We start from the raw sequence: 25715 nt of genomic DNA, 5'->3' as shown, positions 1-25715 counted from the left end.
TGGTCTGATCAGTGCTGGAGCTGGAGGGCTGGATTAAAAGGGAAAAACGCGGGGGATAAGAAGTAAACTAACCACGATGTAAGTAATAGCTACGGGCGCTCCCATCAGGAAAAAATGCTTGAGACGGTAATTGCTCGCATTAAATACCATTAAGTTGGTTTGATAACCGTAAGGCGTGATAAAGCTGGCTGACGCGGCAAATGCCACCCCCATCACCATGGGTATTGGATCAACGCCCATCCCCTGTGCCAAGCTATAGGCGATAGGAAACATTAATGCCGCGGCGGCATTGTTGGTAATCATTTCTGTTAACAAATAAGTTAATAAAAAAATGCCCATTAAGGTAAAGAACGGCGCTTGGCCACTTAAACCTGTGCTTGCAAATTGACTTATCACGTTCGATAAGCCGGTAGTATTCATCGCCGTAGCAATACATAGCGCACTGGTGACCACCAGCCAAATTTCCACAGGAAAGCGGCGTTTTATTTCGTTAACGGTTAAGCACTTGGCAAACAATAACACTGCCAGAAAGAACATCGCCGCTTGTAACAAACTGATAGAGGTGAACACACTCACACCAATCATCAGCGCAAAGCCCCACCACGTCAGTTTTTCACGGTGGCCACTGAGCATATCTTCGGTATCAATATCCGACAGAATATAGAAGTTTTTACTCAGGTTATGCCTGCTGCTAAAATCTGGCCCAGTTGCCAATAGCATTACATCACCGGCTTTTAATGCTATATCGCCCAACTTACCGCTGACTTGTTCGCCCTCACGGCGCACAGCCACGACCGCAGCATCGAACCTGGCTCGAAACCCGGTACTTTTTAAAGTTTGACCCATTAATACCGACTCTTCCTTGATCATCACCTCGGTTAATACTTGCGTCGTTAAACCGTTATCATCAGCAAATAACCGTAACCCCACAAATTGTTTGAGCACGTTGACTTTGTGTACGTTGCCACTAAAGAGTAATTTATCGCCGGCACACAATACGTCATAACGCGCTACGGGCCGGATTAATTGCTTACCTCTAACGATTTCAGTTAAAAATAACGCATCAAGATGGCGCAAGCCGGCTTCTTCCACCGTAAGCCCTACCAATGGCGAGTCGGCCATCAATTCAGCTTCTAACAGGTAAGCGCTATGGTTTTCAGCTGAAATGGTGTCATTCGGTAAAAATCGGCTCATAAAAATGACGACCCCACCGCAGGCTAGCGTGACGCCTAAACCTATTAGGGTAAAGTCAAAAAAGCCAAAACCCGGATGGCCTTTTTCAGTTAACATTGAATGCACGATTAAGTTGGTCGAAGTACCTATTAAGGTTAAAGTTCCGCCGAAGATCGCGGCATAAGAGAGTGGGATCAACAACTTTGCTGGCGACACCGTTTTATTACTACGCACGGTGTTAAGCATCGCTGCCACAACGGCGGTATTATTTAATACTGATGAGGCTAAAGCGGCAAAACTGACGGTGCGAAACACCGAACCCGACACAGAGCGGGTAAATAAAAAGCGCGAAATACGCCGTAAGATACTGGTTTTCTCTAACGAGTAAGAAATTAAAACCAGCAACACTAACGTGGCTAAACCCGAGTTGGCCGCATTTTTTAATACATCGGCCGTCTCAATAAAACCCAAGGCTAACAAGCCAAGTAACATGGCACCAAATACACCGGCGGCATGCTGCTGAAAGCGTAATAACGCCATCAGCAACATCACCAGCAACCCTATCAGCACACTCGCTTCAAGGCTCATTTTTTACTGCCGAGACATTAAATGGGGAAAATGTTTGCGCACAAGCATGATCAATTCATATTCAAAATCGCTGAGGCCTTTAATTTCTTCCTCTTCGGCAACCGTCGCAACTAAGGGCGCATCAATCATGCCGGCTCCTACCGTTAAATTGCTGAAACGGTCAATAATAATAAAAGCACCGGTAAGCTTGTTTTTACGATAAACATCAAACGCCATAGTTTCTGTTAAATTAACATCAACCAAGCCAATTTCATTCATCGCTAACACTTCCGCTGATTTTTCTGCAAGAGTATTCACATCGATGCGATGATGCAGTTTACTGATCTCACCTGTCGTGGTTTTACAGCTGAATTTAAAGTAATATTGCCTGTCGGTTTTTAGTGGCGTGTCATGCAACCAAATTAACTTGGCTCGCATCCGCGATGAGACATGCGGCAGTGCGTCTTTTTTTACCAACATACTGCCACGGCTGACATCAATTTCATCATTCAAAGTAAGCGTTACAGCTTGCCCTGCGTTGGCACTTTGCAAGTCACCATCAAAGGTCACGATGCTTTTGATGGTAGACACGGTACCCGCCGGCAATACCCGCACGGTATCGCCTACAGCGATACTGCCTGAAGCAATCGTGCCTTGGAAACCACGGAAATCAGCATTAGGGCGGCTGACTAACTGCACAGGGAATCGAAAATCGTCATTTTCAGCAAGCGTTAATTCAATGTTTTCAAGATACTGCATCAAGGTTGAGCCACGAAACCAGCTCAGTTTTTCACTTGGATGCACAACATTATCGCCCTCTAAGGCCGAAATAGGCACGAAGCGGATATCAGGGATGTCCAAAGCCCCTGCCAAAGCCAGATACTCTTCTTGAATGGCCTTGTAACGGGCTTGAGAGTAATCGACTAAGTCCATTTTATTAATCGCGACAATCACATGCTTGATACCCAGCAAGGAACATATGTAGCTGTGTCGCCGCGTTTGGGTTTGCACACCTTTACGCGCATCCACCAGGATTATCGCTAAATCACAGGTCGACGCACCAGTGGCCATATTACGCGTGTATTGCTCGTGGCCTGGCGTATCGGCAATGATAAATTTCCGTTTCTCAGTTGAGAAATAACGGTAAGCCACATCAATGGTTATGCCCTGCTCACGTTCAGATTGTAAGCCATCGACCAGCAAGGCTAAATCGACACGCTCGCCTTGAGTACCCACTTTTTTACTGTCTTCAGTGATAGCCGCAAGCTGATCTTCAAAAATCATTTTGCTGTCATGCAACAAGCGGCCAATCAGGGTACTTTTACCATCATCCACACTGCCACACGTAATAAAGCGCAGTAATTGCTTGTTTTCGTGCTGCTTTAAGTAGGCCAGAATATCCTGCTCTATTAATTCTGAGGTATGGCTCATTAGAAGTACCCTTCCATTTTTTTCTTTTCCATCGAACCGGTGCTGTCGTGATCAATCACCCGACCTTGCCGCTCTGAGGTTTTGGTTAACAACATTTCTTGAATGATTTCAGGTAAGGTTGCCGCTGAGGATTCAACGGCACCCGTTAACGGATAACAACCCAGGGTACGAAACCGTACACTTTTCATGCTAGGCGTTTCGCCCGGTTGTAACGGCATGCGCTCATCATCAACCATAATCAGGGTGCCATCGCGTTCCACCACAGGGCGCGGTTTAGAGAAATACAAATCTGGGATTTGAATATTCTCAAGATAGATGTATTGCCAAATATCTAGCTCGGTCCAGTTTGATAACGGAAACACGCGAATGCTTTCGCCTTTATCGACTCGACCATTAAATATATTCCACAGCTCTGGCCGTTGATTTTTAGGATCCCAACGATGATGCTTATCGCGAAACGAGTAAACACGTTCTTTCGCACGGGATTTTTCTTCATCACGCCTTGCACCACCAAAGGCGGCATCAAATTTGTATTTATCTAAGGCTTGCTTTAAACCTTGGGTTTTCATGATATCGGTATGCTTGCTGCTGCCATGCTCAAAGGGGCTGATATTCATAGCTAAGCCGTCTGGGTTTTGATGTACCAATAAATTTAAGCCCAGATCGACAGCAATTTGATCACGAAACGCAATCATCTCTTTGAATTTCCAGGTGGTATCCACATGTAACAGTGGAAAAGGGATTTTGCCAGGGTAAAACGCTTTACGTGCCAGATGCAATAACACCGACGAGTCTTTACCTACCGAATAAAGCATCACCGGATTATCAAACTCGGCTACCACTTCACGGAAAATTTGAATCGATTCGTTTTCGAGGGCTTTTAAATGGCTTTGGCTACTTGCTGCCATGATAACTCCGCCTGCGTCTAAGTAAGTGTTTATAGCTTACCAGAACAAATCAAAACCGAATTATCTTGTTTTGGAATATCTTATTTCCAACAACAGGTCCGACCGCACTCAGACACCGGTAAGAGCTCCAACCAGTACCAGAGTGTGGTCGGAGGTCAGATTGGTGCCTGAGTGTGGTCTGATGAGTATCTAGCGGAAGGTTTTTAGGGTGGCGATAATCCGTGCGCAGGCTTTGCCATCACCATAAGGGTTATGGGCGAAGCTCATGCTGTCGTAGTAAGGTTTGTCACTGAGTAAGCGAGTGACTTCAGCTACAATTTTAGCTCTGTCTGTACCTACCAACTTTACGGTACCGGCATCAACCGCTTCTGGCCGTTCGGTTGTGTCACGCATCACTAAAACCGGTTTGCCAAGTGACGGCGCTTCCTCTTGAATACCACCGGAGTCGGTCAGTACCAAGTAACTTCTGCTCATCAAATACACAAATGGCAGATAATCTTGTGGCGCAATTAAATGCACGTTCGATACATCACTCAGTAAACGATAAACCGGCTCGCGCACATTGGGGTTCAAATGTACCGGGTAGACAATATCGCAATCCGGGTATTGCTTAGCAATATCCGCTAGCGCGGCACAAATTTGCTCAAAACCACCGCCAAAACTTTCACGGCGATGGCCTGTTACCAAAATCATGCGGCGATCGTCTTTTACAAAAGGAAACTGCTTGGCAAAACTGGCGCTTAATTCTGGGCTGTTATCAATTTTGTCGACAACTTGCAGCAACGCGTCAATCACCGTATTACCCGTAATAACGATGTTAGCGGCAGCCAGGTTTTCCGCTAATAAGTTATCCGCAGAGGTTTGCGTCGGCGCAAAATGCAAGCGAGTTAAAGCGCCGGTTAACTTGCGATTAGCTTCTTCAGGCCAAGGGCTATAAATATTGCCAGTACGCAGGCCGGCTTCGACATGGCCTACCGCAATTTTTTCATAATAGCAGGCTAAGGCCGCAGCAAAGGTAGTGCTGGTATCACCGTGAACTAACACGATATCAGGTTGAAACTCGCGCAGTACCGGTTTGATGTTGAGCAAAATACTGGTGGTAACGTCATACAGATCCTGCCCAGCTTTCATAATGGCTAAGTCGTATTCAGGTTCGATACTGAATAACTGTAATACCTGATCCAGCATTTCACGGTGCTGACCGGTAACACAAACACGGCTATCAAAGGCCGCATCTTGCTTTAATTGATTGACCAATGGGGCCATTTTGATGGCTTCAGGGCGTGTGCCAAACACACTTAATACTTTAATCATGTCGCTTTCCTTTTCATTTCTCACGCCGTCATAAGGCCTTTTGCACCCATAACTGGACAAACCAGTACCGGAGTGCGGTCAGAGGTGTGACCTGTACCGGAGTGTGGTATGACCTCTGGCTGCTGAGTGTATTATTCGATTTCGTCGAGAAAATCTAACATATCATCGTCCAGCGTTTCTTCTGGCTGTGGCGGGTTGCCATCGTATATTTTAAAAAGCTGACGCTGATAATAACTTTCTTTAACAAACGAGTATGGATCCAGCGAGTCGTTTAACATACTTTCGACTTGCATTAGCTGCTCGCGACCGTCTAACGCACCAATCACGGCACGTGTGATGGTTAACGGCGTATTTAATAAGCTTAAGGGGAAATACAAATTATCAACCAGCGAGCCAGCAGTATCTCTTACCGTGGTAGGCCCACGCGCAGGGATCATTAAAAATGGGCCATCGCCAATCCCCCATACTGCCATGGTTTGGCTGAAATCTTCTTCAGCATTGGTCAAACCAATATTCGTAGCCACATCAAATAAACCAAAAATACCGGTGGTGCTGTTTAACACAAAACGGCCAACGCTTACGGCTGCTTTCTTCGGTTTGGCTTGCAACACGCTGTTGACGAAACTGGCGGGCTCTCCTAAGTTATTAACAACATTACTTAACCCTTTACGTGCCGGTTTTGGCACTACCGTCATGTAGCCAACGGTTAGCGGTCTAAGTAAATAGGCGTCTAACACATCGTAATTAAAATCCCAAAGCGGGCGGTTAATGCGCTCTAACGGATCTCGCACATCAACATAGGCGGGCTGAGGATTATTAGTTGTTGCAGCTTGCTGCTCGCTGGGTGCGCTAGCACAGGCCGTTAAGCTGAGCACACCGCCAAGCATTAGGGCTCGAAAAAAGAATAAAGACATATCACTGTTCCAGAGTTAATTGTACGGATAATACCGGTTGCTCAAAACTTAGCACCGCTGACACCACTTCTACATCTTGCGCAGAGCGCTCAACTGTTCCTGAAACAGCCATACGGGCAACAACTTGAATAAGATTAGTTTGCTCGAGGTTCCAGCCCGCTTGCATCGCATCGGCTGCCGATAAGCTGATCTCGGTTACACCGGCAACTAATGGTAAACGCTTCGCGGCTAATGGAATTGCCGGGCCTTCTGCTGCACGAGCGAACACGAACAATGAAGCGCCAGGATGAGCGGCAGCTAATTCAGCGCCAACACTAACCTGAACCTTTACTTCACGAACAAAGGCTGCGTTTTGCTCGGCAGTGCCGACCGTTGCAGGGGCATTTAATTCGGCTAAACGTGCATTCACCACCTCTAAACGTGGATCATCAGGTGCTAAGCGCGATGCCAATAATTGCCAAGCGGCTACCGCTTCGGCATTATCGCCACGCTCATAAGCAATTAACGCCATTAATGAAATCGCATCAATATTTTCAGGCTCTTGCATTAAAACCCGCGCAACACTTTGGCCGGCTTTGGCTAAGTTCATATCACCGCCCAGCATAATCAAGGCTTGGCTATAGCTGATTAACAACGGCGTGCGCTCTGGCATTAGCTTTAAAGCGCGCTCAAAAGACTCAACCGCTTCTTCTAGCATGCCCAAGGTCATCCAAACCCGACCTAATAACATCCAAGCTACCGCATCATCACCCTCATTGGCCAGTTTTGTGCGCAGCGCCAAAGAAAACAGCTGCATATCTTGCTCGTTTAAGGGCTCGCCCTCGCCTAGCAATGCGCGTTGACCATAGCTAGCTAAGTTTTGCTGGGCATATTCCCAATCGGATAATTGCCGATAATGGCCATTTTGGCTGTACACCACCGCCACAATTAACGCCGTTACTAGCACTAAACTGAGGTGTAATACTCGCTGCTGTTTGGGTTGCTTATAACGAATGGCTTGCTGCTCTTGTTCTAAAAACTGCTGCTTTAACTCATTGGCGGCGGTATCAAAATCTTGCTCAGCCAATTCACCGGCATCGCGTGCTAACGCCAATAATTGCAGGCGCTCTTCAAAAAGTTGCGCCGGGGTTTGATTATTTTTAGCATCGGCTTTGCGCGGCCAAATAATAAAAAGGGTACTTAACACCAACATGGCGAGTGCACCGGCGGCAAGTTGCCACATCATGATTTCTTACTCCGATAACTGTCGATAATTTGCTCAAGCTGCTGGTTTAACTTTTCTTTTTCGGCAGAGTCGCCAGCAGCGTCATCTGACAACTGCTCTGACCTGTACCGGAGTGCGGTCTGACCAGCTTGGCGTTTAAGTTGAAACAGCAACAATGATAACAACACTAGCGCTGGGGCTAGCCACAACCAAATGGTGTAGCGATTGACCGGCGGCTGATAGTGCACAAAGTCACCGTAACGATCGATCATAAAATCTAACACTTGCTGCCGGCTTAAGCCTTGTTGCACCAACTCATAAGTTTTATCACGCATATCAACGGCCACCACGGCATTCGAGTCGGCGATGTTTTGATTTTGGCATTGCGGACAGCGAAGCTCAGCCGTCAGCTTTAAATAAAGTTGTCGTTGCTGCTCACTTTCAAAAGACAATAACTCTTGGCTCTCTGCTGCACTGGCAGCACTGCTTAAGCCCACGGTCAGAAGAATGCTGCAAAGAAAAGTAAAAAATGGCTTCATGGTTTGGCCGCCCATTGCTGGTAAATCGGCGCGAGCTTGCTGCGCCAAACTTGCGGATTAATATCACCAATATGATGCGCCCGCACAATGCCGTTGGCATCGACGATAAAGTGCTCAGGCGCGCCACTGACCCCTAAATCCAGCGATAAACGCCGCTGTTGATCAAGGATATTAAATTGGTAAGGATCGCCATTTTGTTGCAACTTGGTGGCAACTTCTTGCTGTAAGGTTGGCAAATCGAAGACTTGGCCAAACATCGGATCTTCAGGTAACACATAGTAAAGGCCGATGATCCGAATGCCCTGCTCATTGCGCAGCTGCGTCATGTAACTGAGCTCGGCATTACAGGTTGGGCACCAAACTCCCCACACATTCAGTAAAAAGGTTTGCCCTTTTAAGGCGTCTGGCGTCCAGCTTTTACTGGGATCCTGTAAATCAGGTAACGAGAAACTCGGCAGTGGTCGATCGATAATGGCCGAGTCACGCTCACGCGGATCAGAAAACAAACCACTGAGTAAAAACAGTGATAAGCCTAAAAATAACGCCAAAGGAATATAAAATAACGCCTTACGCATCTGCAGTCTCCCGAACTGGCACTTGTCGACGATAGCGCTTATCAAGCAAAGCGATTAGCGCGCCTAACGCCATCAGCAAGCCGCCAAGCCAAATCCATCTGACGAAAGGTTTTACATACACGCGGATTGCCCAAGCATCGCCGGGTAAAGCTTCACCCAGTGACACATAAAGATCACGGCTTAAACGCGCATGCACCGCGGCTTCGGTCATCACCATCCGCTGAATGTTGTATTCGCGTTTTTCGGCATGCAGATGGGTAACATAGCGTCCATCCGTGCGTCTTACGTCAATTTCTGCCGCTTCACCGCCGTAATTGGGGCCGTTTAAGCGATAAACATCTTGCAGCTCAAACTCGTAATCGGCTAACACCACCTTATCACCAATGGCCATGCGCACATCACGTTCGACACTGTAAGTTTTGGTCATGGCCACACCAATCACCAGCACAGCAAAACCGATATGCGCCATCGTCATTCCATAATGCGACGCCTGTAATTTACTAAAACCGGCTTTTACTGATCCAAACTGATCTAATCGCTGATAAATTTCGCTAAGCGCCGATAAGCCTACCCAAGCGCCTAACAGTAAGCCTAACAACGCCAAGTTTGCGACGACACTTTGCAGTAAACTTAAAGTACCCAAAGCGACAGTCAGCGTGGCAATGGCCAGTAACGACATGGGCTTGAGCAAGGGCGCGGCTTTTTGTTGTTTCCAACGTACCCAAGGCCCTAAGCCTAGTAACAGGGCAAAAGGGATGGTCAGGTAATAAAACATCTGATTAAAGAACGGCTCACCTATCGAAATAGAGCCTAAGCCTAACTCTTTGTGCACTAAGGGGAATAACGTACCTAACAACACCACTAAGGTAGCAGTGAGTAAGAACACGTTGTTGCTCCACAGCATCACTTCGCGCGAAAAAAGCTGATAACGCGCCTGACTGCGCACCGAGTTCATGCGGCTGGCGTAAAGTAACAATGAACCACCGATAACGATTAGCAAGAAAATCAGTAAGAAAATACCGCGATCAGGATCCGAGGCAAACGAGTGTACCGATACCAACACACCAGAGCGCACTAAAAAGGCACCTAATAAACTCAGAGAAAAGGCACCGAGCGCCAATAATACCGTCCAGGATTTAAAGGTGCCGCGCTTCTCGGTGACCGCTAAGCTATGGATTAAAGCCGTACCCACCAACCAAGGCATTAACGACGCATTTTCTACCGGATCCCAAAACCACCAGCCGCCCCAACCTAGCTCATTATAGGCCCACCAACTACCCAGCATAATGCCCAGGGTCAGGAACATCCAGGCCGCTAAAGTCCAGGGTCTGGCCCAGCGCGCCCAGGTGCTGTCAAATTTACCACCAATTAAAGCAGCTATCGCAAAGGCAAACGACACCGCAAAACCGACATAACCCAGATACAATAACGGCGGATGGATAATCATGCCGAAGTCTTGCAACAATGGGTTTAAGTCACTGCCTTGCACAGGGTAAAACGGTAAGCTGCGTTCAAACGGATTTGACATAAACAAAGAAAAAGCAATAAAGCCGATATTAATCAGCCCCATAATGCCTAAAATCCGCCCTTGCATTAATAAGGGTAACGCTTTGGAATATTGCGCCACTAAGGCAGTCCAACCGGCTAACATCATAACCCATAACAACATCGAGCCTTCGTGTGAGCCCCATACTGCGGTGAGTTTGTAGTACCACGGTAAAATAGAACTGGAGTTGGTGGCCACATTAATTACGGTAAAATCATCGTGATAAAAAGACCAGGCCAGCGCCATAAACGCCAGTAAGGTAAATACAAACATGCCCACTGATAAGGGTTTGGCCAATAATAAGGCACGTTCATTGGCCGTAAAACTGCCGGCTAAAGGCACTAAAGCCAATAGTAATGACAGCGCAAAGGCAAAGGTCAGCGCCAGCTGACCGTATTCTGCAATCATCAACTAGCCTCCGTAATTCGCGTTGCTAGCAGCAGGCTGCTGGCTCGGTGGCACATGGCGAATGCCTTTTAGGGCTTCGGCCACCTCTGGAGGCATATATTCTTCATCGTGTTTGGCCAGCACTTCGGTAGCGGCCAACACCGTAGCACTACGCAACTCACCTTGCGCGACGATACCTTGACCCTCTCGAAATAAATCCGGCAAAATGCCTTCAAATTCAACCGTGGCGATCTCACCTGAATCGTCGGTTAAATCAAAGCGTACTTTTAAACTGTCGGCGTCACGTTGCACCGTGCCGGGCACCACCATGCCCCCTAAACGCAGCCGTTGGCCGATATCGGGTTTAATTTTCCCTTCACCAAGGCCCTGAATAAGCTGACCTGGGGTATAGAACAAGTTAATGTTTTGCTGTAAGGCAAATAGCATCGCCCCCACGGCACCAGCAATCAAACTGATTACTAATAACATGGATAACAGGCGTTTCTTTCGTCTTGGTTGCATTAGCTTTGCTGCTCCTGATACTGCTTAATTCGTTGCTCTCTGGCCATTTTTGCGGCGAGCTGCTGCTTAAACTGACGTTGCTGGAAATAACTCCACCACAGCAAGCCCATTAACAGCAAATAAGTTAAACCGAAAGATAACCAAACAAAAAAACTGTAACTAATGCCGTTACTGGCCATCGCTAAAAAATCACTGAAGCTAGCAAAGTAGAACGGAAAAACACCAAAAAGTTGCACCGGCAATTCGCTACTCAATTGCCAAAACGTGTTCAATAAACTGCTCAATAACATGCTATCTCCTCGCTTATGCTTTGCTAACTAACTGTTTAACCCAAGGCCGATGCTGCTCATTTTCGAGGATCGCCGTACGTAAACGCACGCAGGTTAACGCCGCTAATAACAAACTAAATGCCAATAAACTTATTAATAAAGGCCAAAGCATGCTGGGATCGATGGACGGTTTAGCAAATTTAGTTATGCTGGCACCTTGATGCAGGGTGTTCCACCATTCTACCGAAAAATGGATGATGGGTAAGTTAATCACGCCAACAACCGCCAATAAACTGGCCACTTTAGCGCCGGTTTGTCGCTCTGAAAAAGCCCCATGTAGCGCCATTACGCCAAAATATAAAAACAACAGAATAAGTTCAGAGGTTAAACGGGCATCCCATACCCACCACGCGCCCCACATGGGTTTACCCCAGGCCATACCGGTTAGCAAAGCAATGGCGGTGTACACCGCACCAATCGGCGCGATGGCTAATACTGCCCACTGGGCCGTTTTGATTTGCCACACCAAGGCAGTAAAGGCTGCGATGGCCATCGCCATATAAGCGCCCATCGACATAATGGCCGACGGCACATGAATGTGAATAATGCGGTAACTGTCTCCTTGCTGATAATCAGTGGGGGTAAAGCCTAAGCCCCAAATATTACCCAACAACAAGGTAAACAAGGCACTACTCATTAACCAGGGCGTTAACTTGCCACAAAAATGATATAGCGTTTCTGGTTTTGCTAACGGATCTAACCACTTAAACATATCAGCTCACATTTATTTTTAAAGCGCTGCACACGGCCATAGGCACCAAGGCCAGCGAGAACAAAAACATTGCCAATAAAATGGCAATCTGCCCAGTAAAACCTAAACCAATACTGGCCGCTTCAATGGCGGCACTGGCAAAAATTAACAGCGGGATATATAACGGCAAAATAACCAATGCCAGTAAGATCCCACCTTTATCCGCAGAGACCGTGATACCCGCCCCTAACACACTGAGTAAGCTCAGCACCGGTGTACCCAGTAATAACGTTAGCGCCATCGCTTCTAGGGCGGCCCCTTGCATATTCAGCAACAAAGCCACTAACGGTGATAACAACAATAACGGCAAACCGGTACTTAACCAATTCGCGGTAATTTTCGCCAGCACAAACGGCATTAATGCCTGCTGCGCCGCCACTAATTGCTCGATCACCCCATTGCGATAGTCATCTTTAAACAGTCGCTCGGCAGCTAATAGCACGCTTAATAGCGCAGCGATCCAAACTATCCCTGGTGCCATTATACGCAGCATATTCGGCTCTGGGCCAACCCCTAATGGAAACAGGGTTAGCACGATAATAAAAAACAACACAGGATTCAGCCAATCCGCTTTTTGCCGAGCCAGTAAACGTAATTCGCGCTGTAAAAAAATGCTAAATTTTACCATCGATAATGGATCTCTAACGCGCGCAGGGCATGATATTCGATGCTGAGCGGTTGGTGGGTCGTTAAGATTATCGCGCCGCCGCGCTGTAAATGCGCAATAAAGTGTTGCTGTAAACTGACAATCGCTGATTGATCTAATGCCGTAAAAGGTTCGTCGAGGATCCAAATTTGCGCAGAGGTGGCCCAAAGCCGGGCTAAGGATACCCGTCGCTGTTGGCCGGCCGACAGCATGCGACAAGGAATATCTTCTAAACCGGCTAAACCTAATTCTGCCAGTAACGTAAATTCGTCTTGAATATGCAGATCGCTAGCCGCTTGCCAAAATTGTAAATTTTCAATCGCCGTTAATTGCTCATGAATACCGCTTTGATGGCCGATAAAACATAAATTGGCGGCGTAATCGCTTAACGCGGCAGGTAAGGGTTGGCCTAAATACTGCAGTTGGCCTTCATCAGGTTGGGCCAAGCCAGATAGAATGCGCAGCAATGAGCTTTTACCGGCGCCATTTTTGCCTTTAATCTGCAAAAGTTCGCCCGGTTTTAAGTGTAACGACAGCTGCTCAAACAGCACGCGATCTTGCTTTACGCAGCTTAAATCAGCGGCATCGAGCAAAATGGGGGCAGTAACAGCAAAGGTGGGTTGTGCTATATTCACAGTCCTCTAACTATCGACGACCAACAAAATTGCGCGCATAGTAGCATAATGCCGCCAGAATACGAATCAGAACCGCTTCGTAAGCTTGATTCAAATCAGCTATTTGCACAACTTGTCGGCAAGTGCCGCTTACAGTTCAATAATCACTGTTAACGAAAGCGGCTTTAACCCACAGAACCTTGAGAGCGTGATGTTACCCTTTAATTTTGGCCAGCTCACTACAAACACCAGCTTAAACCCACAAACGGCAGTGAACAGTGGTGTGATTAAACTTGCCAGCGCCGTGCCCTATCCGGCAATGGTAATCACCAGCCATACCAATAACACCCCCAATGTGACACAGCAATTACTGCTGCAAAGCCAGCAAGGCTTACAACGGCTTGCTTTATCTGCGCTACCACCGTTACCGCTGAATGTGCCGCTGCAACTGAGTTTTAATGCGACAACGCCCGACAATTTGAACGTACGCGTGATGCAGTGGCAAGGTAACCCGCAAGCACAGCAATTAACGGCCGCACAAACCACTTTGTTACTGCAACCTGAGCAGCTAAACCAATTGAGTGAACAATTAGCCAGTGGCAAACCGCTTAATCATTTGGCTGGCCAAGCGGTTACCCCGCCCCTCGCCGCGCAATTAGCCACATTACAATTGGTCAAGTTACCCAGTGTCAGTGCCGCTTCATCGGCGCAGAGCGCTTTGCCAAGCAGCAATAGCACTAACCTTTCGGCAAATAACAACAACCAAGCGGCTAACACGCTAACAACCAATACGCCAAGCCAGAGAGCGGCGATGGCTAACCTGCAAAACGCAGCGGTATTTCAAACGCTAAGCCCCCAGCTACAGCACGCTTTGCAGCAACCTGCCGTGCAGATTTCTGTGTTTCAACAATTACAAACGGCAAGCCCGCTGTTGCAACTGAATAACCAAGTACTCAACCTTAGCCCGCCTGAGCGCCAGCAATTAAAGTTATTACTACAACCTTTAGTTACCCAAACCACAACTAATCATGCCACTGAGCGAGCGAATTGGGTGTTACTCATACAACCGTTAAAAGACTTGGGCCAGTTTCAACTGCCAGCCAGCGCACTGAACCGGCCACTGCAACTTAGCTTGTCTGATGGTAGCCAATTAACACTGGGCAGCACGCAATCTTCAAATAAGCTCAATGACTCCGCACCAAAAAGTGCGACATCGCACTTAGCAGCAACGGCAACAGCCCAAACGCAGTTAAACCGGCCTAGCGCCAAGATGCCCGCCGGCGTGATGCCCAATACCCCTTTACCAGAGGAACCGATGAAAACCGCGATTGTTGATAAGATCCTCAGCCAGTTTGGCCAAAACAATGAAAGCACGCCGAAACTGCAAGCAGGGCAACCCTATTTTGCTAAATTACAGTTAACTGGCCAAAGTGCTCAATTTATTGTGCAAACGGCGCAAGGCTTGCTGCAATTGCCACTGACACTGGCGGCCAAACAACTCTCTGCCATTCCAAGCGATTTACCCTTACAGTTAAGTTTTAAAGAAAGCAAACCCGGCACGATAGAAATTCAAATCAAGGTATTAAGCGGCTTACCAGAGAACATTCAGCTCACAGCGAAACAAGCACAATTACTGCAAGATCCCAAACAATTAGCCGCCTTGCAGCAAAGCTTGTTGCGCGGTGAAACCATCACCCAATTAGCGGGCGAGCCGCTTGCGCAGCCGTTAAACGCTCGCTCAGCCACTAGTAACAGTATTGCCAAACATTTATCGCTGATATTATTGCCACCCGCTAATAACAATAAAACCGCTAATGCAAGTTTAGCGCAGCAACACGCCCCAGCAACGGCAGGGGCTAATACGGCCAACAGCGCTGCTACCTCGTGGCAATTAAGCGTGCAGCCGCTTGTCAGTGAACACAAAATTCAGCTCGCCAGCCAGCAGTTTGCCAAGCCTCTGCCTTTGGGTGCGCAGCCTACCCCTGCAGCCCCCATCGTGACAAAATTACAGCCAACCGATGTTAGCAATATGCACTGGCGGCAATTATTACCTTTATTACAAAGTGCGCCCGCCACCTTAAGCAGCCTGCCGGACTTACCTGCCGAGGTACAGCAAGTGTTTAACCTACTGCGCCAAGCTCAGCCGGATGGAACTAAGGTATTAACACCGCCTCAAGTACAAGAACAACTGCAAGCAGCGTTAAACTTTCAACCTTTACAAAGCCAACCCAATATGACCACCTCGGCCGGCACCTTGGCTGTGGCCATTCAATTATTATTAGGGCACTTGTTAAAGCAACCCTCGGGATCATTGCGTGAGCCAACCGCGCAGCGTTTAGCCCAAAATATTGGGCAGCTTGAACCGGCGCAAGCCTCTAACTTACTACGAGCTCTCGGCAGCCACAGTAGTGCTTTGCAATTGGCACAGCTACAAAACGCTGAAGTGGCAGCAAATGTGCAGCAATGGCTGATCCCGTTAGCCTTGCAGCAGCAACAAGAAAGCCGAATTAGCCAAATTTTATTAGAGCAAAAAGAACGCGAGCAAAAAGACAGCGAACAAAAACAGCGCTTTTGGCAGTTAACCATGAAATTTGACTTAGCCAATAAGGGCCAATTATTAGCCGTGGCCAAGTTGCAAGACGACGATGTGCAATTACAGTTTTATACCGATCAACCACAAGCATTACAGCAAGCGCAAAAGTTTTTACCGATCTTAACGGATCGCTGCAGTGCGCAAGGGTTAACCGTGAGTAAAGCGGAATGTCAGTTAGGGAAAATCCCCGATACGCTGGGCAGTAAACGCACCAGTTTAATTTCGACGCAGGCTTAAGCCGCAAGTTGAAAAAAGTAACAAAGTTACAGCGTGGCCAGCGCGTTATCACACTGGCCACCAAGGTTGTCGCTTACTTAAAACAACAAGTTTTTACCAAAGTAAATGGTAGAGACAGTGTTGATAAAAATAATCGCTAAAATTAATGGAATAAAGGTACCCAGTGAGAAATTCACGTATTTTTGTAAAAACGAGCCAGCAAAGCGCTGATTGCCATCACTAATTTCCGCATCAAAATTCTGCTTTTTCCAACGGTAAATCACAAAGAGACACAGCAACAAACCGTTTAATGGCAAGATGGTTTCATAAAACATATCGTAAATCAGATCAAAGAATGACTTATCGGCACCGCCGTAATGCAGCATATTGCTCAGCCAATCAACACGGCCAAACGACAAGGCGGAAACGATACCTAGTGCCACCATCACACTGCCTAAAATATACAAGGCCTTGCGACGACTGATCCCTTTGCCATCCATGACACTGGCTACTGGCACTTCAATAATCGAGACCAGTGAAGTCATCGCAGCGAAAAACACTAACAAAAAGAAAAACGCGGCGACAAAAGAGGCGCCGAAATAACCGATATCCGTTTGTAACGCTAAAAAGATTTTCGGTAAGAACATAAAGATCATGCCGATACTGGAGGTCGACAGTTCCGAAATTTCAATTTCAGGGTTAAACGAAAACACCGCCGGCAATATTAATAAACCCGAACAACAGGCCACCATTAACGATAAGCCCGCCACCGTTTTACCAGCTGAGACGATATTGTCATGTTTTTGAATGTATGAGCCGTACGTAATCAAAATACCCATGGCTAAAGACAGCGAGAAAAAGGCTTGCGCCAGTGCGCCATTGAGGACTTCGCCGGTTAACTTGGTAAAATCAGGAATAAGAAAGAATTTCACACCCAGCATGGCGTTTTCTAAAGTAAGCACGTAAATCACCAACGCAATTAGCATAACAAACAGTGTTGGCATCAGTACTGTGGTGGCTTTTTCAATGCCCTTTTTCACGCCGCCTTGCAAAATTAAGAAGGTTAATACTACGACAAAGGCGAGATAACCAAATAACTCGTTGCTGGTAATAAAATTACCAAACCCTGCGGGATCGGCTAATTGATCTAGCTGCCCAAAAACGGCTTTACCCAAGTAGCCGGCGATCCAGACGGTAATCACCAAATAGAACACGCCAATCATAAAGGGCGTGATCACCGATAACCAACCTACCGTGCGCCAAGCGCGGTTTTGGCCAATCTCGGTGTAAGCGCCAAGCGGGTTTTGCCGGGTGTGACGGCCTAAACTCATCTCGGCCAGCATCACGGGTAAACAAATAAAGAACACGAAAAAAGCGTACATAACGAGGAAGGCCGCGCCACCGTTTTTACTGGCCATCACCGGGAAAGCGACGAGGTTACCAATACCGACAGCTGAGCCTGCTGCAGCCAGAATAAAACCTAGGCTGGAGCTAAATTGTTCACGTTTCATTGATGCGTGACTCCTGGATAAATGTTGTAGTTATAGTTGTTGTTTTTTACAGTCAGTTGCATGCTAACAGTCTGTTGAAGCAAATCCTAGTCCGAGCAGCAAAGCACGTACTGCTAATTGGTTTTTAAAAAGCAAATCTGCTAAGGTGCAAGCAGTTTATTAACAGACGAGTTTTATCATGTTATATATGATTTATGCAGAAGATGCGGTAAATAGTCTAGAAAAACGGTTAGCAGCCCGTCCAGACCATTTAGCACGCTTAGAACAGTTAAAATCTGAAGGACGTTTAGTGATGGCAGGCCCGCTGCCGGCCATCGATTCAGACAACCCGGGGGCTGCTGGTTTTACCGGTTCTTTAGTGATTGCTGAGTTTCCCTCTTTAACTGACGCCGAAGCTTGGGCCAAAGCAGATCCTTATTGGGCTGCGGGTGTGTATCAACAAGCTACAGTGAAACCGTATAAGAAAGTGTTACCTTAATTTTCGATCAACTTCTCTCAAAGGAATGACAGCATGTCGTCATATATTCTGTTAACGGGTGGTGCCGGTTATATCGGCAGCCACACGGCATTGTGTTTACTGCGTGCGGGTTATCAGGTGATTAGCTTTGATAATTTTAGTAATAGCTCAGATGAAGCGTTAAAACGCGTTGAACAACTTTCAGGTAAAAGCCTGATCAGCATCAATGGTGACATTCGCGATCAAGCCGCGTTAACCGCCGTTTTTAGCCAATACACTATTTCTGCGGTAGTGCATTTTGCCGGTTTAAAAGCAGTAGGTGAATCCACTGAGCTACCGTTGCACTATTACGATAACAATGTTGCCGGTACAGTGACCTTATGCCGGGTCATGCAACATTTTAACGTGAAGAAACTGGTCTTTAGCTCGTCGGCGACCGTGTATGGTGATGCCAAAGAAGTGCCGATCAAAGAAACCTCAGCACGCTCAGCGACCAATCCGTATGGTCAAAGCAAATTGATGATCGAGTATATTTTAGAAGACTTGCAACGCGCGGATGACGACTGGTCAATTGCCGTGTTGCGCTATTTCAACCCTGTTGGTGCGGATAGCAGTGGGCAAATTGGCGAGGATCCTAACGGTATCCCGAATAATCTGATGCCATTTATTTCACAAGTGGCGGTGGGTAAACGCCAGCAGCTAAGTGTGTTTGGCGATGACTACCCGACCGCCGATGGCACCGGTGTGCGCGATTACATCCATGTGGTCGATTTAGCGCAGGGCCACCTAAAAGCGCTTGAGTTCTTACAAAGCTTTAAAGGTATTGAAGCCATCAACCTGGGCACGGGCGTGGGTTACAGCGTGTTAGATATGGTTAAAGCCTTTAGCGATGTGAATAAGGTGCCGGTACCCTATCAAATTGCTGCCCGCAGACCAGGTGATATTGCCGTTTGCTACGCCGAGCCCAGCAAAGCGAAACGCTTACTTAACTGGCAAACTGAGAAAACATTGCAAGATATGGTGCGCGACACCTGGCATTGGCAAAGCAACAACCCCAACGGTTACAAAGCTTAAACACTCCCCCTGATAAATAACCCTAACCTGTCTCTGGTCTAACCACACTCAGAGACAGGTTAGACCACACTCCGGTACTGGTCTGACCGCACTCTGAGACTGGTTAGACCTCACTCCGGTACTGGTCAGGCCACACTCTGAGACAGATTGGGCCACTTAGAGTAGCATTTGGGTGTGTTTATTGGCTGATCAAGCCAAGTTCTAAAGCCATTAATACCGCTCTGGTGCGATCTCGAACACCGAGTTTACTAAGGATGGTGGAGCACTGATTCTTTACCGTTCCCTCTGATTTGCAAAGTGCATTGGCGATCTCTTTATTGCTATAACCGGCTGCCATTAACTGTAAGATTTGTAGCTCTTTTTCACTTAATGGCTCTAAAGGTAGGGGTTTAGTAAAAGCAGTTGGCGTAGGTTTACGTACTTGGCTTAGTAGTCGCTCAGTGATGTTAGGCTGAAAAAAACTGCCACCGGCCGCTAAGTTTTCAATTGCGCTAATTAAAGTGTCTAATGACACATCTTTTAGTAAAAACCCTCGTGCGCCGGCTTGAATACTTTGTAGCACCAAATCATGCTCATCAAAGGTGGTTAATACCAATACAGGGATAGAAATGTCGGCTTGTTGCAAGGCCTGCAAGGTTGCGATGCCATCCATCAACGGCATAGATAAATCGAGTAAGATAACCTCTGGTTTTAACGTTTGACACAGCGACACCACTGGCCGACCATCACTGGCTTCCCCCACTACGCTTACTTTACCCGAAATGGCTAACAAGCTGCGGATCCCATCACGGATCAGCTGTTGATCATCAACCAGCAACACGTTAAGCATTAGTCACCTCTTGCGGTAAACGAATTTGCAACTGTAAGGCGCCATTAACTTCGTGCAGGTTAAGTTGCCCATGACATTCCGCCACGCGCTCTTGCATGCCCGTTAAACCATTGCCTAACTGCCAATTATCAGCAAGCATACCGTTATCGGTAATACACAGCAGTAATTCTGCTTTGTCACTAACATGAATAATTTCTGCGCTAAGGCTAAGCGTTGTTGCCTTGGTGTGTTTAAGGGTATTACTGACCGCCTCTTGCACCAGCATCATGACATGCTGTGCTTGAGTGATATTAGGTAAAGTCAGATCTGCTGGGATCGCCAGCTCAATGTTTAAGTGACTCGGTAAATCGGCCAAGATCGGCTCTAATAGCTGAGCTAGGCTTAAGTTTGCATAATCACGCATGGAGCTTACGGCCTCACGTACATCTGATAACAATAGCTTTGCCAGTTGTAAGCTTTTTTCAACCTGTAAACGTGCTTCGCCATCACTGTGATGACGCGCCACTTGTAGTTGTATCGTCAGTGCTGTTAAGTGATGACCTAACAAATCATGTAAGTCACGCGCAATACGATGACGCTCGCCTTGTCTTGAGGCCGCTAGCAATAAGTGCTGGGCAGCCTGTAACTGCTTGTGCTGACTGGCAATCTTTTCCTTTGCTTGCTGCTCAGCAAATATCGCGCTTTGCATCACAATCGCAAACAAATGAAAGCTGCCATATAAACTGGCCGAGATCCACAAACTGCGTTGTTCAAGCGCCGCTTGCAGACTAAACCATACCACTACCACCACAGCAGCTAATAAGATGGCTTTATACTGCGACATAATATGAGGCAGTAAAGACACCCAAATAATGGTCAAAATTGCCAAGTAGTCAAAATGCCCCGCCGGTAACACCCACAATAAACCAAACGCACAGACTAACTGAATGGCCAGTAGATAATGTCCATAACGCTGCTTCAAAGCTAAAGACGAGCTTGACTCTTGCGTTAGAAAAATAAAACAGCCGCCATAAAGCAGTAATAACAGCACTACGGGTAGCCAAGGTTGTGGGCCGGGTAAACGCTGCAAAATAAGCAGTGTAATGCCAGAAACCAACAACCAGGTCAAAACACCGGCTAGGGTTGCAAGAGGGAAAGGTAATTTCATCAACTTATTATGTCTGTCCTAGCTGTAACTGCAATAGGCCAGAAGTCATATTTTAAAGTGCTGACTTCTGGCACCTGTATTGATTGCTTATCCGCCCTACACTACATAAACATTTACAGGGAGCATCACAATGTCATTTATTCATAGTATTTTGCTGTACGGTCATATTTTCTTAGGCGCACTTTGTTTAGTACTGTTTTGGGTACCTGTGATCTGTGAAAAAGGCACTAAGCTGCACAAGTTATCTGGGCGTTATTATTACTTTATGATGCTGTTTATTGCCGGCTCTGGCATTGTCATGAGCCTCATGGTGTTATTCGACCCGGCGCAGGTATACCTTAAAGGGGCAATATTACCGGCAGAAAAACTGGCAAAATTTGTCAGTGAAAGGCGGCATTTTTCAGCGTTTTTACTGTTGCTAAGCGTTTTAACGTGGGTAACGGTTCGTCATGCTTTTTTGGTATTAAAAGTTCAAGCCGAGCGGCAACCTTTACGCACATGGCACTACCTATTACCGGTAGTCAGTTTAATGCTTGGCAGCCTTTTTATGCTCGGATATGGTTTTCTTACTGGCACTTGGCTATTTATGATTTTTGCCATGGTCGGAGTTTTTACGAGTACTGGGATCGCTCGCTATGTCTTTCGCGCTGAGCTGGCAAACCGGCAATGGATTATCGAGCATTTCAGCTCAATGATCGGTTCAGGTATTGCTTTGTATACCGCTTTTTTCGCTGCCGGTGGTCGCAAGCTACTCTCAGAGCTACTCAGCCGTGAATGGCAACTGGCAACTTGGCTTATCGCTCCAATAGTGGGTACTTTAGCCATTACGTTATTGACCAAGCACTTCAGCCGCAAGTTTCGCGTTAGCCCTTCGACAAAATAACTTATTCGCAGGTCATACCGGTCTCTGAGTATGGTTGGACCTGTCTCAGAGTGCGGTCAGACCAGTACCGGAGTGTGGTTGGACCTGACTCAGAGTGCGGTCAGACCAGTACCGGAGTGCGGTTGGACCTGTTGCGGGGGAGCTGGGGGTTTGGGTGATTGTTATTTTGACAGTCAGTAGCGATTTGCCCTAACATCAGGCGCATGCAAGCGACAATGGCGAAATAGATGAGCGTATCACTGCAAGATAAAGTTGTGTGGATCACGGGGGCTTCTGGCGGTATTGGTGAGGCCTTGGCGCACGAGCTAGCAAAAGCCGGTGCCAAGGTGGTGCTTAGTGCGCGACGTGAAGCCGAATTACAACGGGTGCAGCATAGCTTGCTTGCACCCGAGCGACACCTGTGTGTGCCTTTGGATGTTTGCGATGAAACACAACAACAGCAAGCACTTGAGGCCATTATCGATCATTATGGTCAGGTAGATTGGTTGATCAATAATGCAGGGATCAGCCAACGAGCGTTGGTGATGGATACCAGCGCAGCAACCGATCGCAAAATTATGGAAATCGATTACTTTGCGCAAGTGGCACTGAGCCGGCGTGTTTTAGCCGTAATGTTAAAGCAAGGTCATGGTCAACTGGTGTTTATTTCTAGCGTGGCGGGTTTAGTCGGTACGCAGTTTCGTGGTAGCTATTCAGCGGCGAAAGCAGCGCTGCATTTATGGGCGAACAGTGCCCGCGCTGAACTTTATGAACAAGGGATCCGTGTTGCGGTGGTGTTTCCGGGCTTTGTGAAAACCGCGGTTTCAATGAATGCGCTAACAGGCAATGGCGAAGCCTTAGGTAAAATGGATGATGCGCAAGCACAAGGCATGTCGGCAGAAGAATTTGCCAAAATTACCGTAAAGGGGCTTTGCCGCGGTAAAAATTATTTGGTGGTTGGCGGTTTAAAAGAGAAATTTGCCAGCATGCTAGGGCGTTTTGCACCTGAGCTGCTGTATAAACTGATCAGAAAAAGTAAGGTGCGTTAATCTAGTATTGGCCGTTAAGGTGCAATGCTACAAATTACTGCTGATGAAACGGCGTTTATCTGCTGCGCTAAGCTAAAAACCGCAGGCCCGTCGTCGTCAGTCTCAGCAGCATAATAGCGGCGAGTTGTTCAACTATCTTTCAAGCAGCCCACATAAACTGAATAAGCACTCACCTAATAGCTTTTAACAGCCATTAAGTGAGTGTTTTAGTTGATTAAGACGGCTTTCTGCTCGATTTACGATCCGTTGCTGGTCGCTTATCCGTGGCGACTTTTTTATCCGCTGATGGCTTCTTTTCTGCCGCTTGAAACTTACGTACTGCGCGTTTCATGCTGGCCATACGACGACGACGCTCGGTACGGTCTTCAGCTTTCACCAAAGTTTGCGTTTCGGCAGGCATATGCACCAGTTTGCGTAAGTAATTTACTTCATCCAGTGGATATTCGGCATAACCGCCAGCGGGTAAATGTTTAGGTAGGAGTAAATCGCCGTAACGAACGCGGATCAAACGGCTGACCACAGCACCTTGTGATTCCCACATCCGGCGTACTTCACGATTACGGCCTTCGGTTAACACCACATGGAACCAGCGGTTAATGCCCTCACCCGGTAACGCTTTGATTTTTTTGAAGTTGGCTTTGCCATCGTCTAACTCAACGCCGGTACGTAAACGTTGGATCATCGCATCATTGATCTCGCCAAATACCCGTACGGCATATTCACGTTCAACTTCAAATTTTGGATGCATTAAGCGGTTAGCTAACTCACCGTCTGTTGTGAACAACAACAAACCCGAGGTATTAATGTCTAAGCGACCAATGGCAATCCAACGTGCGCCTTTGATATTAGGCAAACGTGAAAACACCGTAGGTCGACCTTCCGGATCGGTACGCGAACAAATCTCACCTTCTGGTTTATGATAAGCCAATACGCGGCAGATCTGTTGCTCTTCACTGGCGATTTGCACGGGGTGGCCATCAACACGAATAGCTTGGGTGGGCTCTACGCGATCACCTAAGGTAGCCGGTTTGCCATCTACCGAAACACGACCACGGCTGATCCAATCTTCCATTTCGCGGCGTGAACCTACACCGGCACGGGCTAAAACTTTCTGTAACTTTTCACTCATTAGTGGAGCTCTCCTGTCATCTCGACGGTGGATAAGGATTCTGCCGTTTCATCCGTTAGCAAAGCTTGAAACTCAGCTAATGGCGGCAATTCATTTAAATGTGTTAAACCAAAATAATCTAAAAACGTAGCCGTTGTGGCATACAACGCCGGTCGACCTGGCACTTCCTTTTGCCCAACCACTTTAACCCAGGCGCGCTCGGTTAAGGTGCGAATAATTTGTGTACTCACCGACACGCCGCGGATCTCTTCAATTTCACCCCGGGTGATCGGTTGACGATAAGCAATCAAGGCCAAGGTTTCCAATACCGCACGCGAATATCGCGGTGAACGCTCAGGCCATAATTGGGCTAGCGCATCACTTAATTCTGGGCGAGTATGAAAACGAAAACCACTGGCGGTTTCGACTAACTGAATGCCACGCGCACTGTAATCTTGTTGTAACTGCGTTAGGCTTTGTGAGAGTTTTCGGCTACTTACGGCAAAATCGACCAAGACTGTCGCTTGCAGTTCTGCCCGACTTAACGGCTTATCCGCCGCAAAAATAGCGGCTTCGAGTAACTGCAGTAATTGAACGTCATTTAGTTTGCGCGCCATTATGCCTCATTAATCGCCAGTTTGACATGAATTTGTGCAAGCGGAGCGACCTGCGTCAGTTCGATTAACTTTTCTTTGGTTAGCTCTAAAATCGCTAAAAAGCTCACCACAACACCTTCGCGGCCTTCTTGCAATTCAAAGCAATCGCTAAAGGCCACAAAACCCTGCCGCTGCTGTAATAAGGCTAGAATACGGCTCATACGCTCGCGCGTTGATAAATGTTCACGTTTAATATGATGATGCTGCAGTGCTTGCGACCGCTTTACCACGTCTTTTAACGCCGCCAGTAACTCGGTAAAGTCGACTTCAGGTAAAATCAGGAGTGGGCTAAAGTTATCGGCTAAACTGGCTTTCGCCGTGAAAAAATCACGCTCGGCACGGGGTAAGGCATCTAAATCACTGGCCGCTTGTTTAAAAATCTCGTATTCCTGCAACCGACGCACTAATTCGGCACGCGGATCTTGTTCGTCTTCTTCCGCAGCCTGGCTGCGCGGCAGCAACAAGCGCGACTTAATCTCTGCCAGCATGGCGGCCATCACTAAGTAATCGGCAGCCAATTCGAAGTTTAGCTCCTGCATCAGGTTGATATATTCCATATATTGCAGGGTAATTTCATTCACGGGCAACGCCACTAAATCAAATTTGTGCCGTCTGATCAGGTACAGTAAAAAATCTAATGGCCCCTCAAACGCATCGAGTAACACTTCTAGCGCATCAGGGGGAATATATAAGTCTTCTGGCCGCTCTAACACCGCTTCGCCGCGCACATAAGCTAGCGGCAAAACCTGCTGAATGGTGAGGCTGTTAAAGGGCTCGCTCATTTTTTGAGTAA

The 25715-nt window shown here is 47.3% G+C and carries 25 protein-coding genes; 5 read left to right on the top strand and 20 right to left on the bottom strand.

Going from position 1 to position 25715, the window contains the following annotated elements; translation table 11 throughout:
* Positions 1 to 33: 33 nt before the first annotated feature.
* From L1N97_RS07665 to ccmA, 14 genes are all read right to left on the bottom strand, one after another.
* Positions 34 to 1761 (bottom strand): SLC13 family permease, encoded by a 1728-nt coding sequence (locus tag L1N97_RS07665; protein WP_236129365.1) that lies wholly within the window; start codon positions 1759 to 1761, stop codon positions 34 to 36.
* 3 nt (positions 1762 to 1764) lie between these two features.
* Complete coding sequence (gene cysN / locus L1N97_RS07660) at positions 1765 to 3171, bottom strand: sulfate adenylyltransferase subunit CysN (RefSeq protein ID WP_229584381.1); 1407 nt, start codon at positions 3169 to 3171, stop codon at positions 1765 to 1767.
* Positions 3171 to 4079 (bottom strand): sulfate adenylyltransferase subunit CysD, encoded by a 909-nt coding sequence (gene cysD / locus L1N97_RS07655; RefSeq protein ID WP_226750180.1) that lies wholly within the window; start codon positions 4077 to 4079, stop codon positions 3171 to 3173. The genes cysN and cysD overlap by 1 nt, the downstream gene beginning before the upstream one ends.
* A gap of 189 nt (positions 4080 to 4268) precedes the next feature.
* On the bottom strand, positions 4269 to 5393 hold the full coding sequence (wecB, locus tag L1N97_RS07650) for a non-hydrolyzing UDP-N-acetylglucosamine 2-epimerase (RefSeq protein WP_236129364.1): 1125 nt from the start codon (positions 5391 to 5393) through the stop codon (positions 4269 to 4271).
* A gap of 131 nt (positions 5394 to 5524) precedes the next feature.
* The gene (locus tag L1N97_RS07645) at positions 5525 to 6307 is read right to left on the bottom strand and encodes an MlaA family lipoprotein (protein WP_236129363.1); all 783 of its coding nucleotides are present in this window, start codon (positions 6305 to 6307) and stop codon (positions 5525 to 5527) included.
* A 1-nt stretch (position 6308) separates the two neighbouring features.
* Complete coding sequence (gene ccmI / locus L1N97_RS07640) at positions 6309 to 7532, bottom strand: c-type cytochrome biogenesis protein CcmI (protein WP_236129362.1); 1224 nt, start codon at positions 7530 to 7532, stop codon at positions 6309 to 6311.
* On the bottom strand, positions 7529 to 8050 hold the full coding sequence (locus tag L1N97_RS07635; RefSeq protein ID WP_236129361.1) for a cytochrome c-type biogenesis protein: 522 nt from the start codon (positions 8048 to 8050) through the stop codon (positions 7529 to 7531). The genes ccmI and L1N97_RS07635 overlap by 4 nt, the downstream gene beginning before the upstream one ends.
* Positions 8047 to 8625 carry a redoxin family protein gene (locus tag L1N97_RS07630; protein WP_226750185.1) on the bottom strand — a complete coding sequence of 193 codons (579 nt, stop codon included), beginning with the start codon at positions 8623 to 8625 and terminating at the stop codon, positions 8047 to 8049. The genes L1N97_RS07635 and L1N97_RS07630 overlap by 4 nt, the downstream gene beginning before the upstream one ends.
* Complete coding sequence (locus L1N97_RS07625; protein ID WP_236129360.1) at positions 8618 to 10579, bottom strand: heme lyase CcmF/NrfE family subunit; 1962 nt, start codon at positions 10577 to 10579, stop codon at positions 8618 to 8620. The genes L1N97_RS07630 and L1N97_RS07625 overlap by 8 nt, the downstream gene beginning before the upstream one ends.
* A 3-nt stretch (positions 10580 to 10582) precedes the next feature.
* The gene (gene ccmE / locus L1N97_RS07620) at positions 10583 to 11080 is read right to left on the bottom strand and encodes a cytochrome c maturation protein CcmE (RefSeq protein ID WP_229584388.1); all 498 of its coding nucleotides are present in this window, start codon (positions 11078 to 11080) and stop codon (positions 10583 to 10585) included.
* On the bottom strand, positions 11080 to 11370 hold the full coding sequence (gene ccmD / locus L1N97_RS07615; protein ID WP_226750188.1) for a heme exporter protein CcmD: 291 nt from the start codon (positions 11368 to 11370) through the stop codon (positions 11080 to 11082). The genes ccmE and ccmD overlap by 1 nt, the downstream gene beginning before the upstream one ends.
* A 13-nt stretch (positions 11371 to 11383) precedes the next feature.
* Complete coding sequence (locus tag L1N97_RS07610) at positions 11384 to 12121, bottom strand: heme ABC transporter permease (protein WP_226750189.1); 738 nt, start codon at positions 12119 to 12121, stop codon at positions 11384 to 11386.
* A 1-nt stretch (position 12122) separates the two neighbouring features.
* Positions 12123 to 12788 carry a heme exporter protein CcmB gene (ccmB, locus tag L1N97_RS07605; protein WP_229584390.1) on the bottom strand — a complete coding sequence of 222 codons (666 nt, stop codon included), beginning with the start codon at positions 12786 to 12788 and terminating at the stop codon, positions 12123 to 12125.
* On the bottom strand, positions 12782 to 13441 hold the full coding sequence (ccmA, locus tag L1N97_RS07600) for a cytochrome c biogenesis heme-transporting ATPase CcmA (protein ID WP_236129359.1): 660 nt from the start codon (positions 13439 to 13441) through the stop codon (positions 12782 to 12784). Before ccmA ends, ccmB begins: the two co-directional genes overlap by 7 nt.
* Positions 13442 to 13631: 190 nt before the next feature.
* On the opposite strand from ccmA, the gene L1N97_RS07595 reads away from it, so the two are divergent.
* Complete coding sequence (locus L1N97_RS07595) at positions 13632 to 16250, top strand: flagellar hook-length control protein FliK (protein ID WP_236129358.1); 2619 nt, start codon at positions 13632 to 13634, stop codon at positions 16248 to 16250.
* Positions 16251 to 16327: 77 nt separating this feature from the next.
* On the opposite strand, the gene L1N97_RS07590 is transcribed toward L1N97_RS07595, so the two are convergent.
* The gene (locus L1N97_RS07590; protein ID WP_236129357.1) at positions 16328 to 17740 is read right to left on the bottom strand and encodes a sodium-dependent transporter; all 1413 of its coding nucleotides are present in this window, start codon (positions 17738 to 17740) and stop codon (positions 16328 to 16330) included.
* A 178-nt stretch (positions 17741 to 17918) separates the two neighbouring features.
* Here L1N97_RS07590 and L1N97_RS07585 point away from each other — a divergent pair, with 178 nt between their 5' ends.
* The gene (locus L1N97_RS07585) at positions 17919 to 18218 is read left to right on the top strand and encodes a YciI family protein (RefSeq protein ID WP_226750194.1); all 300 of its coding nucleotides are present in this window, start codon (positions 17919 to 17921) and stop codon (positions 18216 to 18218) included.
* Between the two features lie 33 nt (positions 18219 to 18251).
* Positions 18252 to 19271 (top strand): UDP-glucose 4-epimerase GalE, encoded by a 1020-nt coding sequence (galE, locus tag L1N97_RS07580; RefSeq protein WP_236129356.1) that lies wholly within the window; start codon positions 18252 to 18254, stop codon positions 19269 to 19271.
* A gap of 178 nt (positions 19272 to 19449) precedes the next feature.
* Here the strand turns inward: galE and L1N97_RS07575 are convergent, their stop codons facing one another.
* Positions 19450 to 20100 carry a response regulator gene (locus L1N97_RS07575; RefSeq protein ID WP_236129355.1) on the bottom strand — a complete coding sequence of 217 codons (651 nt, stop codon included), beginning with the start codon at positions 20098 to 20100 and terminating at the stop codon, positions 19450 to 19452.
* Positions 20093 to 21247, bottom strand: coding sequence for a sensor histidine kinase (locus L1N97_RS07570; protein ID WP_236129354.1), 1155 nt, complete (start codon positions 21245 to 21247; stop codon positions 20093 to 20095). Before L1N97_RS07570 ends, L1N97_RS07575 begins: the two co-directional genes overlap by 8 nt.
* Before the next feature lie 130 nt (positions 21248 to 21377).
* On the opposite strand from L1N97_RS07570, the gene L1N97_RS07565 reads away from it, so the two are divergent.
* The gene (locus tag L1N97_RS07565; protein WP_236129353.1) at positions 21378 to 22130 is read left to right on the top strand and encodes a hypothetical protein; all 753 of its coding nucleotides are present in this window, start codon (positions 21378 to 21380) and stop codon (positions 22128 to 22130) included.
* A gap of 227 nt (positions 22131 to 22357) precedes the next feature.
* On the top strand, positions 22358 to 23158 hold the full coding sequence (locus L1N97_RS07560; protein WP_236129352.1) for an SDR family oxidoreductase: 801 nt from the start codon (positions 22358 to 22360) through the stop codon (positions 23156 to 23158).
* A 214-nt stretch (positions 23159 to 23372) separates the two neighbouring features.
* Here L1N97_RS07560 and rluB read toward each other — a convergent pair whose 3' ends face one another.
* The 3 genes from rluB to L1N97_RS07545 are packed head-to-tail and all read right to left on the bottom strand — an operon-like array spanning position 23373 to position 25704.
* On the bottom strand, positions 23373 to 24287 hold the full coding sequence (gene rluB / locus L1N97_RS07555; RefSeq protein WP_236129351.1) for a 23S rRNA pseudouridine(2605) synthase RluB: 915 nt from the start codon (positions 24285 to 24287) through the stop codon (positions 23373 to 23375).
* Complete coding sequence (scpB, locus tag L1N97_RS07550; protein WP_229584400.1) at positions 24287 to 24883, bottom strand: SMC-Scp complex subunit ScpB; 597 nt, start codon at positions 24881 to 24883, stop codon at positions 24287 to 24289. The genes rluB and scpB overlap by 1 nt, the downstream gene beginning before the upstream one ends.
* Entirely contained in the window at positions 24883 to 25704 is an 822-nt protein-coding gene (locus L1N97_RS07545; protein ID WP_229584401.1) for a segregation and condensation protein A, read from the bottom strand. The genes scpB and L1N97_RS07545 overlap by 1 nt, the downstream gene beginning before the upstream one ends.
* Between the last annotated feature and the right edge of the window lie 11 nt (positions 25705 to 25715).

The sequence above is a fragment of the Rheinheimera sp. UJ63 genome (assembly GCF_021568285.1).
Lineage (GTDB): Bacteria > Pseudomonadota > Gammaproteobacteria > Enterobacterales > Alteromonadaceae > Alishewanella > Alishewanella maricola.
The sequence above is the reverse complement of the archived record's forward strand: the minus strand, read 5'-3'. Positions and strand labels throughout refer to the sequence as shown.

Bases quoted from the DNA above. Each gene is read 5' to 3' on its own strand.
- L1N97_RS07565 (WP_236129353.1), top strand. From the start codon at position 21,378: ATGTCATTTATTCATAGTATTTTGCTGTACGGTCATATTTTCTTAGGC.
- L1N97_RS07590 (WP_236129357.1), bottom strand. From the start codon at position 17,740: ATGAAACGTGAACAATTTAGCTCCAGCCTAGGTTTTATTCTGGCTGCA.
- L1N97_RS07570 (WP_236129354.1), bottom strand. From the start codon at position 21,247: ATGAAATTACCTTTCCCTCTTGCAACCCTAGCCGGTGTTTTGACCTGG.
- L1N97_RS07665 (WP_236129365.1), bottom strand. From the start codon at position 1,761: ATGAGCCTTGAAGCGAGTGTGCTGATAGGGTTGCTGGTGATGTTGCTG.
- galE (WP_236129356.1), top strand. From the start codon at position 18,252: ATGTCGTCATATATTCTGTTAACGGGTGGTGCCGGTTATATCGGCAGC.
- L1N97_RS07595 (WP_236129358.1), top strand. From the start codon at position 13,632: ATGTTACCCTTTAATTTTGGCCAGCTCACTACAAACACCAGCTTAAAC.
- ccmE (WP_229584388.1), bottom strand. From the start codon at position 11,080: ATGCAACCAAGACGAAAGAAACGCCTGTTATCCATGTTATTAGTAATC.
- scpB (WP_229584400.1), bottom strand. From the start codon at position 24,883: ATGGCGCGCAAACTAAATGACGTTCAATTACTGCAGTTACTCGAAGCC.
- L1N97_RS07625 (WP_236129360.1), bottom strand. From the start codon at position 10,579: ATGATTGCAGAATACGGTCAGCTGGCGCTGACCTTTGCCTTTGCGCTG.
- L1N97_RS07545 (WP_229584401.1), bottom strand. From the start codon at position 25,704: ATGAGCGAGCCCTTTAACAGCCTCACCATTCAGCAGGTTTTGCCGCTA.
- ccmB (WP_229584390.1), bottom strand. From the start codon at position 12,788: ATGGTAAAATTTAGCATTTTTTTACAGCGCGAATTACGTTTACTGGCT.
- L1N97_RS07635 (WP_236129361.1), bottom strand. From the start codon at position 8,050: ATGAAGCCATTTTTTACTTTTCTTTGCAGCATTCTTCTGACCGTGGGC.
- L1N97_RS07630 (WP_226750185.1), bottom strand. From the start codon at position 8,625: ATGCGTAAGGCGTTATTTTATATTCCTTTGGCGTTATTTTTAGGCTTA.
- L1N97_RS07585 (WP_226750194.1), top strand. From the start codon at position 17,919: ATGTTATATATGATTTATGCAGAAGATGCGGTAAATAGTCTAGAAAAA.
- wecB (WP_236129364.1), bottom strand. From the start codon at position 5,393: ATGATTAAAGTATTAAGTGTGTTTGGCACACGCCCTGAAGCCATCAAA.
- cysD (WP_226750180.1), bottom strand. From the start codon at position 4,079: ATGGCAGCAAGTAGCCAAAGCCATTTAAAAGCCCTCGAAAACGAATCG.
- ccmI (WP_236129362.1), bottom strand. From the start codon at position 7,532: ATGATGTGGCAACTTGCCGCCGGTGCACTCGCCATGTTGGTGTTAAGT.
- ccmD (WP_226750188.1), bottom strand. From the start codon at position 11,370: ATGTTATTGAGCAGTTTATTGAACACGTTTTGGCAATTGAGTAGCGAA.
- L1N97_RS07610 (WP_226750189.1), bottom strand. From the start codon at position 12,121: ATGTTTAAGTGGTTAGATCCGTTAGCAAAACCAGAAACGCTATATCAT.
- L1N97_RS07645 (WP_236129363.1), bottom strand. From the start codon at position 6,307: ATGTCTTTATTCTTTTTTCGAGCCCTAATGCTTGGCGGTGTGCTCAGC.
- cysN (WP_229584381.1), bottom strand. From the start codon at position 3,171: ATGAGCCATACCTCAGAATTAATAGAGCAGGATATTCTGGCCTACTTA.
- L1N97_RS07575 (WP_236129355.1), bottom strand. From the start codon at position 20,100: ATGCTTAACGTGTTGCTGGTTGATGATCAACAGCTGATCCGTGATGGG.
- L1N97_RS07560 (WP_236129352.1), top strand. From the start codon at position 22,358: ATGAGCGTATCACTGCAAGATAAAGTTGTGTGGATCACGGGGGCTTCT.
- rluB (WP_236129351.1), bottom strand. From the start codon at position 24,287: ATGAGTGAAAAGTTACAGAAAGTTTTAGCCCGTGCCGGTGTAGGTTCA.